The sequence below is a fragment of the Actinomadura sp. GC306 genome (genome assembly GCF_004348665.1).
GTDB lineage: Bacteria > Actinomycetota > Actinomycetes > Streptosporangiales > Streptosporangiaceae > Spirillospora.
In genome coordinates, this window is the sequence record NZ_SMKM01000353.1 from 1 (window position 1) to 5,972 (window position 5,972).

Annotated in this window: 7 protein-coding genes; 5 read left to right on the top strand and 2 right to left on the bottom strand. The window is 74.3% G+C overall.

The window, feature by feature from the left end:
- Together E1200_RS30385 and E1200_RS30390 are read left to right on the top strand one after the other, a co-directional pair.
- Positions 1-477 (top strand): acyl-CoA dehydrogenase (locus tag E1200_RS30385; protein ID WP_279485356.1); only part of this gene is annotated, 477 nt, incomplete at its 5' end.
- Positions 478-676: 199 nt separating this feature from the next.
- Positions 677-1,252, top strand: coding sequence for a TerD family protein (locus tag E1200_RS30390; RefSeq protein WP_131955591.1), 576 nt, complete (start codon positions 677-679; stop codon positions 1,250-1,252).
- A gap of 150 nt (positions 1,253-1,402) precedes the next feature.
- On the opposite strand, the gene E1200_RS30395 is transcribed toward E1200_RS30390, so the two are convergent.
- Positions 1,403-3,193: a class I adenylate-forming enzyme family protein gene (locus tag E1200_RS30395; RefSeq protein ID WP_243708958.1), complete on the bottom strand. Its 1,791-nt coding sequence runs from the start codon at positions 3,191-3,193 to the stop codon at positions 1,403-1,405.
- A gap of 175 nt (positions 3,194-3,368) precedes the next feature.
- Between E1200_RS30395 and E1200_RS30400 the strand changes: the two genes are divergently transcribed.
- The gene (locus tag E1200_RS30400; RefSeq protein WP_131955593.1) at positions 3,369-4,148 is read left to right on the top strand and encodes an HAD-IIA family hydrolase; all 780 of its coding nucleotides are present in this window, start codon (positions 3,369-3,371) and stop codon (positions 4,146-4,148) included.
- A 36-nt stretch (positions 4,149-4,184) separates the two neighbouring features.
- Here the strand turns inward: E1200_RS30400 and E1200_RS30405 are convergent, their stop codons facing one another.
- Entirely contained in the window at positions 4,185-4,643 is a 459-nt protein-coding gene (locus E1200_RS30405; RefSeq protein WP_131955595.1) for an ester cyclase, read from the bottom strand.
- Between the two features lie 75 nt (positions 4,644-4,718).
- Here E1200_RS30405 and E1200_RS30410 point away from each other — a divergent pair, with 75 nt between their 5' ends.
- Together E1200_RS30410 and E1200_RS30415 are read left to right on the top strand one after the other, a co-directional pair.
- Entirely contained in the window at positions 4,719-5,345 is a 627-nt protein-coding gene (locus E1200_RS30410) for a YigZ family protein (protein ID WP_131955597.1), read from the top strand.
- A gap of 85 nt (positions 5,346-5,430) precedes the next feature.
- A partial coding sequence (locus E1200_RS30415) for a TetR/AcrR family transcriptional regulator (RefSeq protein WP_131955599.1) occupies positions 5,431-5,972 on the top strand: 542 nt, incomplete at its 3' end.

Below are 5,972 nucleotides of genomic sequence, written 5' to 3' on the forward strand. Positions count from 1 at the left end.
CCGCCCGACCCCGGCGCCGGGCCCCCCGACGACGGCGACCTGAGCTCCCCGCGGGTGTGGCTGTTCCTGGCCCGCGACACCGAACGCCGCATGCGCGACCGCCTCGCCGCCCGCGTCGCCGGCGCCGCCGCCGGCGGGCAGGACGCCTTCACCGCCTGGAACGGCAACCTGGCCCTGGCCGCGCGGACCGCGTCGGCGTGCGCCGACCGCCTCGTCCTGGAGATCTGCGCCGCCGCCCTGGACACCGGCCCCGCCGAACTGCGGCCCGTCCTCGGCCTGCACGCCCTGGACCTGCTGGAACACCGCGCCGCCGACATGCTCAACGAGGGCGTCGCGCCGCCGGGCATCCTCGACCGGATCTGGGCCGAGCGGCGCCGCACCTGCGACGAGCTGGCCCCCCGCGCCGCCGGCCTGGCCGCCGCGTTCGAGCTGCCGCCCGAGGTCACCGCCCCCACCGCGTTCCTCCACACCCCGTGACCCGCGGCCACGAGGCGCGGATGCGCGGTGACCGGGCGGGCTCCCCGCCGGGCGCCGGGTGAGGAAAACCGCCGCGCCACGCCCTGAATTCGCCAAGGAGGCGGGGGAACCCGCACGAGGTGACTACCGTTCTCGTAAGACAGACGAACCGTGCGCGGGCGGAGCACCGCCCGCGAAGCCCTAAACGGAGGTAGACACAGTGGGAGTCAGTCTGAGCAAGGGCGGCAACGTCTCGCTGACCAAGGAGGCTCCCGGACTGACCGCCGTCGTGGTCGGACTGGGCTGGGACGTGCGGACCACCACCGGGACCGACTTCGACCTGGACGCCAGCGCCCTGCTGTGCTCGGCGGAGAACAAGGTCCTGTCGGACCAGCACTTCGTGTTCTTCAACAACCTCAAGAGCCCCGACGGCTCGGTCGAGCACACCGGCGACAACCTCACCGGCGAGGGCGAGGGCGACGACGAGCAGATCAAGGTGAACCTGGCCACCGTGCCCGCCGAGATCGCCAAGATCGTGTTCCCGGTGTCGATCTACGACGCCGACAGCCGCCAGCAGAGCTTCGGCCAGGTCCGCAACGCCTTCATCCGGGTGGTGAACCAGGCCGACAACAGCGAGATCGCCCGCTACGACCTGTCGGAGGACGCCTCGACCGAGACCGCGATGGTCTTCGGCGAGCTCTACCGCAACGGCGCCGAATGGAAGTTCCGCGCCGTCGGCCAGGGCTACGCCTCGGGCCTGTCGGGCATCGCGTCCGACTTCGGCGTCAACGTCTGAGCGGCCACCGCACACGCGCGCACCGCACACGCGCACCGGACGCCGCGGGGCGCCCCGGGACCCGGTCCCGCGGCGCCCCGCCGCCGTCCCGCCCCCGCCGCGGCGAGCGGGCCGGGGGCTCGTCCGCATCGTCACCGTCAATCGTCACCGTCAGCCGAGGAGTTCCTCGCGCAGCCGCGTCTTCAGGATCTTCCCGCCGGGGTTGCGGGGCAGGCCCTCACCGCGGAACCAGTAGTGCACCGGCACCTTGAACCCCGCGATCCGCTCGCCGAGGAACGCCCGCAGCTCCTCCCGCGACACCCGCGCACCCGGACGCGGCACCACCACCGCGCCGACCTCCTCGCCCAGCACCTCGTGCGGCACCCCGATCACCGCGCAGTCGGCCACCGCCGGATGCTCGTACAGGGCCGCCTCGACCTCGGCGCAGTAGATGTTCTCCCCGCCGCGGATCAGCATGTCCTTGGCGCGGTCGACGATGTAGACGAACCCGTCCCCGTCCAGCCGCGCCAGGTCCCCGCTGTGGAACCAGCCGCCCGCGAACGCCTGCGCGGTCGCCTCCGGCCGGTTCCAGTACCCCTTGATGACGTTGGGCCCCTTGATCAGCAGCTCGCCGACCTCACCGGGCGGCAGCTCCGCCCCGGCCGCGTCGACCACCTTCACGTCGCACACCGCGACCGGCGGCCCGACGCTCTCGGGCCGCTCCAGGTAGTTGATCCCGCCGTTGTAGGTCGTCACCGACGATGTTTCGGTCAGTCCGTAGCCGTTGCCGGGGACCCGCTCGGGCAGCCGCTCGCGGATCTTGTCGACCAGCGCCGGCGGAGCCGGCGCGCCGCCGTAGCTGACGCCGGTGAGGCTGGAGGTGTCGTAGTCCCCGAAGTCGGGGGAGGTCAGCACCTGCCACGCCATCGTCGGCACGCCACCGAACCCGGTGACGCGCTCGCGCTCGATCAGCTCCAGCGCGCCGCGCACGTCCCACTTGTACATCATCACCACCGTGCCGCCCTGCAGCGCGCTGGTCACCAGCACCGAATGGCAGCCGGTGGCGTGGAAGAACGGCACGCTCAGCAGCGTCACCCGCCGCTGCGGCACCGCCAGCTCCTCCAGCGACCGGCCCGCGCGGACCCCCGCCGACATCAGGCCGTAGGCGAGGCTGACCGGGTTGGTCGTGATGTTGCGGTGGGTGCCCAGCGCCCCCTTCGGACGGCCCGTGGTCCCGGAGGTGTAGAAGATCGTGGCCTCGTCCTCCGGGCCGATCTCCACCTCCGGCAGCGACGCCGCCGCCGGGTCGCCGGGATCGCCCAGCACGTCCTCGAACGCCTCGCACCCCGCCGGGACGGCGCCGCCCCCGCGGGCCACCACGCACGGCACCCCGAGGCCCGGCAGCACCTCCGCCAGCCGCTCCGCCCGCTCGGCGTCGGCGACCAGCACCTTCGCCCCGCTGTCGGCCAGCCCGTACTCCAGCTCCGCCGCCGTCCACCACGCGTTCAGCGGCACCACGACCGCGCCCGCGACCGCCGCCCCGAAGAACGCCACCGACCACTCGGGGTAGTTGCGCATCGCGATCGCGACCCGGTCGCCCTTGGCGACGCCGTACCGGCCGATCAGGACCCGCGCGAACGCCGCCGCCCGCGCGTAGTGCTCGGCGAAACCGACCCGGTCGCCCTCGTACACCAGGAACGCCGCGTCGCCGTGCAGCCGGGAGACCTCCAGGACGTCCCGCAGCGTCGGCGGCGCGTTCTTCCACACGCGGGTCCGCACGCCCCGGACGTCGACCTCGTCCATCTCGAACAGCCGGCCGGGCGCCGTCATCTCGGCCCTGACCTCGGCGATGCCCGGCAGCTCCCGCGCCGCCCCGGCCTGCGCCGCCCCGGCCTGCGCCGCCCCGGCCTGCGGGGCCCCCGTCCCGGCCGTTTCCGCGGCCGGTGATTGCCGATCGTGCACGTCGCGCCTCCCGCGGGGTCACCGGCGCGCCCCGCGCGGCCCCAACGCCGAACACGGTTCGGTGCGCCGTGCCCGAATCTATGATCGGTGTCACGCGCAGGTCAACGCCCCGCCGCCCCGGCAGGGCCCGCCGGGGCCGGTCCGGGAGAAGATCCCTGCCTGCGACAATGAGGGCATGAGCGAACGAGGGCCGATCGAGTACTGGCTGTCGGACATGGACGGCGTCCTGGTGCACGAGGGCCGCCCCGTCCCCGGCGCCGAGGAGTTCGTCCGGCGGCTGGCGGCCTCCGGCAAGCCGTTCCTGGTCCTGACCAACAACTCGATCTACACCCGCCGCGACCTGTCGGCGCGGCTGGCCGCCGCCGGGCTCGCGGTGCCGGCCGAGTCGATCTGGACCTCGGCGCTGGCGACCGCGCGGTTCCTGGCCGACCAGCGGCCCCAGGGATCGGCGTACGTGATCGGCGAGGCCGGGCTCACCACCGCGCTGCACGAGGCGGAGTTCGTCCTGACCGACCTGGACCCCGACTACGTCGTGCTCGGCGAGACCCGCACCTACAGCTTCTCCCAGATCACCCGCGCGATCCGGCTGATCGAGGGCGGCGCGCGGTTCGTGGCGACCAACCCCGACCCGGTCGGGCCGTCCCCGGAGGGCTCGCTGCCCGCCTGCGGCGCCGTCGCCGCCATGATCACCCGCGCGACCGGCGTGGAGCCCTACTTCATCGGCAAGCCCAACCCGCTGATGATGCGCACCGCGCTGAACCGCGTCGGCGGGCACAGCGAGTCCACCGCGATGATCGGCGACCGCATGGACACCGACATCGTCGCCGGCGTCGAGGCCGGGCTGGAGACGATCCTGGTGCTGACCGGCGTGACCGGCAAGGACGAGATCGCGCGGTTCCCGTTCCGGCCGAGCCGCGTCGTCGACTCCGTCGCCGACCTCGTCGACCTCGTCTGACTCGTCTGATCCGCGCGCCCGGCGCGCCGCGGCACCTCAGCCGACGGCGCCCAGGGCGGTCATCATGCCCATGACGTCGGACACGACCCAGTACTCGGCGAACCGCCCGTCGCGCGCGCGGAAGATGTCCTGCCCGCGGAAGGACACCGCGGTGCCGGGCTCGGCCGTCGCGCCGGGGACGCCGCCGCGGTAGGTGCCGTGGAACGTCCACCCCGCGGCGACCATCCCCGCACCGCCCGTGCCGCCCCCACCGGCCTCGCCGGGGGCCGGGCCCGCGACGGGGCCCACGACGGGGCCCACGTCCAAGGTGGTGCGGACGTCGGTGAAGTACTCGTGGGAGCGGCGGACCTGCTCGGCGGCCTCGGCGGGCCCGTGCACCCGCAGCGACGGCCAGTGCCCGACGAAGTCGGCGGTGAGGATCTGCCCGGCGACGTCGACGTCGCCGGTCCACACCTCGAACAGCCAGCGGCGGTACAGCTCGTCCAAAGCGTCCATGGTCCTACGCTCGGTGCCCCCGGCGCACCGCGTCAAACCGCCCAGCCGCGCACCCCTCTACACTCGGGGACGACCATGCGCACGATCAGGCGGGGCGGCTCCCGCGAGCTGGAGATCCGCAAATCCCGGTTCATCTGCACGCTCGCACGCGCCGCCGACGAGGCCGCGGCGGTGGAGTTCCTCGCCCGGCACCGCCGCGCGCACCGCGACGCCACCCACAACTGCACCGCCTACGTCGTCGGCGAGCACGGCGAGATCGCCAAGAGCAGCGACGACGGCGAACCCGCGGGCACGGCCGGGATCCCGATGCTGGAGGTGCTGACCCGCCGCGGCCTCACCGGCACCGCCGCCGTCGTCACCCGCCACTTCGGCGGCGTCAAACTCGGCGCGGGCGGCCTGGTCCGCGCCTACGCCAAGGCCGTCGCCGACACCGTCGACGCCGTCGGGGTGGTGGAGCTGCGGCCCGTCGTGACCGTCACCGTCGGCGTCGGCCACGCCCAGGCCGGGCGGTTCCTCGGCGACCTGCACGCCCGCGGCGCGCAGCCCGCCGACGTCCGCTACGGCCACGACGTGGAGGCCGACGTCGCGGTCCCCCTCACCGAGCTCGCCGAGTTCGAGGCGTGGGCCGCGCGGGTCACCGCCGGCCGCGCGGCCCTGCGGCGCGGCGCCACCGGCCACATCGAGGTCCCCGTCACCCCGTGACCCGCGGCCACCTCCGGTAAGACAGCCCGTCTCTTCAGTGATACAGGGGGTCGGGTACTGGGACGGTGCTGTAGCGTGCCGCGCGATGACCAGGAACATGATCTTGCGCGACCATGTCCGCGCCGGGATCCTCGACGTCGCGGCGGCGGTGCTGGCCGAGCGCGGCACGTCGGTGAGCATGACCGAGATCGCGCAGGCCGCCGGGGTGGCGCGGGCGACGCTGTACCGCTACTTCCCCAACCGCGAGGCGCTGCTGTACGCCCTGTACGAGGCGGCGCTGACGGACCTGACCGGGCGGCTCGCCGACGCGCGGCTGGACGCGGTGCCGACCGAGGAGGCCGTGGCGCGGATGACCCGCGCGACGATCGCGGCCGCCGCCCGGTACCGCGCGCTCGGCCTGTTCGACAAGGCGCCCCGGGAGGCGCGGCGCATCGAGCGGCAGCTCGCCGCGCCGCTGCGGGCGGTGTTCGAGCGCGGCGCCGCCGGCGGCGCGTTCCGCCGCGACCTGCCCGTCCACACCCTGGCCGAGCTGTACTTCAGCCTGCTGGAGGGCGTGGTGGCGCGGGTGATCCGGCACCGGCTGAGCGTGGAGGAGGCCAGCGCGTCGGCGACCACGCTGTTCCTGTC

Bases quoted from the DNA above. Each gene is read 5' to 3' on its own strand.
- E1200_RS30405 (WP_131955595.1), bottom strand. From the start codon at position 4,643: ATGGACGCTTTGGACGAGCTGTACCGCCGCTGGCTGTTCGAGGTGTGG.
- E1200_RS30410 (WP_131955597.1), top strand. From the start codon at position 4,719: ATGCGCACGATCAGGCGGGGCGGCTCCCGCGAGCTGGAGATCCGCAAA.
- E1200_RS30400 (WP_131955593.1), top strand. From the start codon at position 3,369: ATGAGCGAACGAGGGCCGATCGAGTACTGGCTGTCGGACATGGACGGC.